A 2123-nucleotide genomic window follows, 5' to 3' on the forward strand; every position below is an offset into this window, starting at 1 on the left:
ATTTTTCTGTCTCGGACGATCCATTGGTAGCCAAGATATACGAAGCTTTTCGATATTCTTCTTGTGTTCAAGGTCGTAATGGTCTGATCAGTAATCCCATTCTAAAAATTCAGGAAGAAGAAATCAGAGATAACTCTTTAAAAAATTTAGGAAGTGTTTTTGATTTATCCCAAAGTATCCTACACAGAAACAGTAATAAAAAGGTATTTGATAAATTTAATGCTCCTCATTCTTCACAACCCAATATTGAAGAAGCTGCTCAAACAATTGATCAAGATATAGGTGAAATTCATCAAAGTAAAACTCTATCAGAAACTCAAAAGAAACTACTTGTTCAGTCTCGTCTAGGCCAAGGACAATTCAGAAAGGACTTACTTAAAAACTTTAATTCTGCTTGTCTCTTAACTGGAATTAAACATGAATCTTTACTTCTGGCAAGCCATATAAAACCATGGAGTGATTGCACAAATGAAGAGCGGTTAGATGCGAGAAATGGTTTGTTATTATCTCCCTTAGTGGATAAACTGTTTGACCGTTATTTTATAACTTTCAATCCTGATACTTTAAGGCTAATTATGGTCGATGACCCTTTAATCCTTGAAATTATCATTAATCATCAGCTCTTAGATTTTGTGATTAAACCACCTTTTAAGAATAAACACCTTGAAAAGTTTAAAGAGTATATGACACATCATTATCGTAAATTTCATGAAATTAATGAGAAGAGATATGCCAAAAAGTAATTTAGAGCAAGCTGAAGAAATCCAAGACTTATTAATATCTAAGGGCTTCACATGGGATAGCCACGAACAAGCCAGAGAAAAAGTGTTGGAAGAAATTAATGAACTCTTTCAAGAAATTAATGCTCCTGTAACTAATCGAGATCGATTAGAAGATGAGTTTGGTGATTGTCTTTTTTCACTCATAAACTTGGCTTGTCGTTTAAACTTGAATTCAGAAAAATGTCTAGGTATTGCAATCTCAAAATTTCAAAAACGTATTAATCATGTTGAAGATCAAGCCAAGGAAAATGGTTTGACTTTAAAAGATGTTACCCTTGAACAAATGCTCCAGTGGTGGAAAGAGGCAAAAAAATAAACTGTTATTGATACTACAATTATTCAATGTTAAAAAGTTAAACCTTATATATATCAAACACTTAAAATACCCACCCTTGTTTTTTAGCAATTTCCTGTGCATCTTCTCTCAATCTGTTTAGCTCACTATAAACATCACTATCAAGTTTAGGTCTTACTTTCTTAAACTTCTCTTCCAACAAATCCAAGCTTCTCATTAACATTTCAAATATCAATTGTTGCTTACCTTGCTTATTTGCTGCCAAGAATGGAACATGATCAATCTTTAAACGGAAATCCATTTCTCGCTTTTTAAATGAATACATTACTCTTTCACTAAAACCTCTATTCCCCATCATTATGGTAATACATCTCCATTTATCCAATGGAATATTATATTCTCTTTTTTCTAACTCCTGCACCATTTCACGTGATATTTCATTTTGTGTTCCTCCCAATACAAGTATGTCTTCTTCTGTCAAGACATCTTTACTGAGCTCCATAGACATCCAAAAATCCATATATATTCCTTTATCTAATATTTTGATTTATTTAAAATTAGTATTTTTCAATAAAGTAACTAATAAAAATGAAACTATTGTGTCTATTTCCCGATACCCAATATTTATATGAATCGTTTAAATTAAACAATTATTTTACATTAATAGCAAAAAGCCCATCTTTCGATGAGCCTTTTTTATGGTCGATATTTGATTACTCGACGACCAATCTAATATAAAAATAGCACTTGCCTTGTACAAGGTCAAATATCCTTTAAATTTGATATATTATGTTTAAAAATAAATCATATTTTGATAAATTTCTTCTTAATTGAATATCATAATTTTTCTATGAAACATCTTAAAGTTGTTGCTGCTGTGATCCATCATGAAGGTAAAATTTTATGTGCTCAAAAAGGTACACATAAATACGATTATTTAGCCAATAAATTTGAATTCCCTGGTGGCAAAGTAGAGTCAAATGAATCTAATGAAACAGCCATTATCAGAGAAATTAAAGAAGAATTAAATTTATCAATCAGTACGG

At 30.9% G+C, this 2123-nt stretch carries 4 protein-coding genes; 3 read left to right on the plus strand and 1 reads right to left on the minus strand.

The genetic code is table 11. The features are described from left to right. Positions 1 to 743: HNH endonuclease (locus tag KPC_RS19270; RefSeq protein ID WP_213065917.1), on the plus strand; the 743-nt coding region annotated here is incomplete at its 5' end. Then, positions 730 to 1098, plus strand: a complete 369-nt coding sequence (locus tag KPC_RS19275; protein ID WP_171334558.1) for a MazG nucleotide pyrophosphohydrolase domain-containing protein — start codon at positions 730 to 732, stop codon at positions 1096 to 1098. The genes KPC_RS19270 and KPC_RS19275, both read left to right, overlap by 14 nt. Before the next feature lie 61 nt (positions 1099 to 1159). Here KPC_RS19275 and KPC_RS19280 read toward each other — a convergent pair whose 3' ends face one another. Further along, entirely contained in the window at positions 1160 to 1597 is a 438-nt protein-coding gene (locus tag KPC_RS19280; protein ID WP_121975922.1) for an Imm44 family immunity protein, read from the minus strand. Between the two features lie 330 nt (positions 1598 to 1927). On the opposite strand from KPC_RS19280, the gene KPC_RS19285 reads away from it, so the two are divergent. Next, on the plus strand, positions 1928 to 2123 hold a 196-nt coding region (locus KPC_RS19285; RefSeq protein ID WP_121975923.1), incomplete at its 3' end, for an NUDIX domain-containing protein.

Origin of the sequence: Acinetobacter stercoris (assembly GCF_900323515.1) — a bacterium.
Classification (GTDB): domain Bacteria; phylum Pseudomonadota; class Gammaproteobacteria; order Pseudomonadales; family Moraxellaceae; genus Acinetobacter; species Acinetobacter stercoris.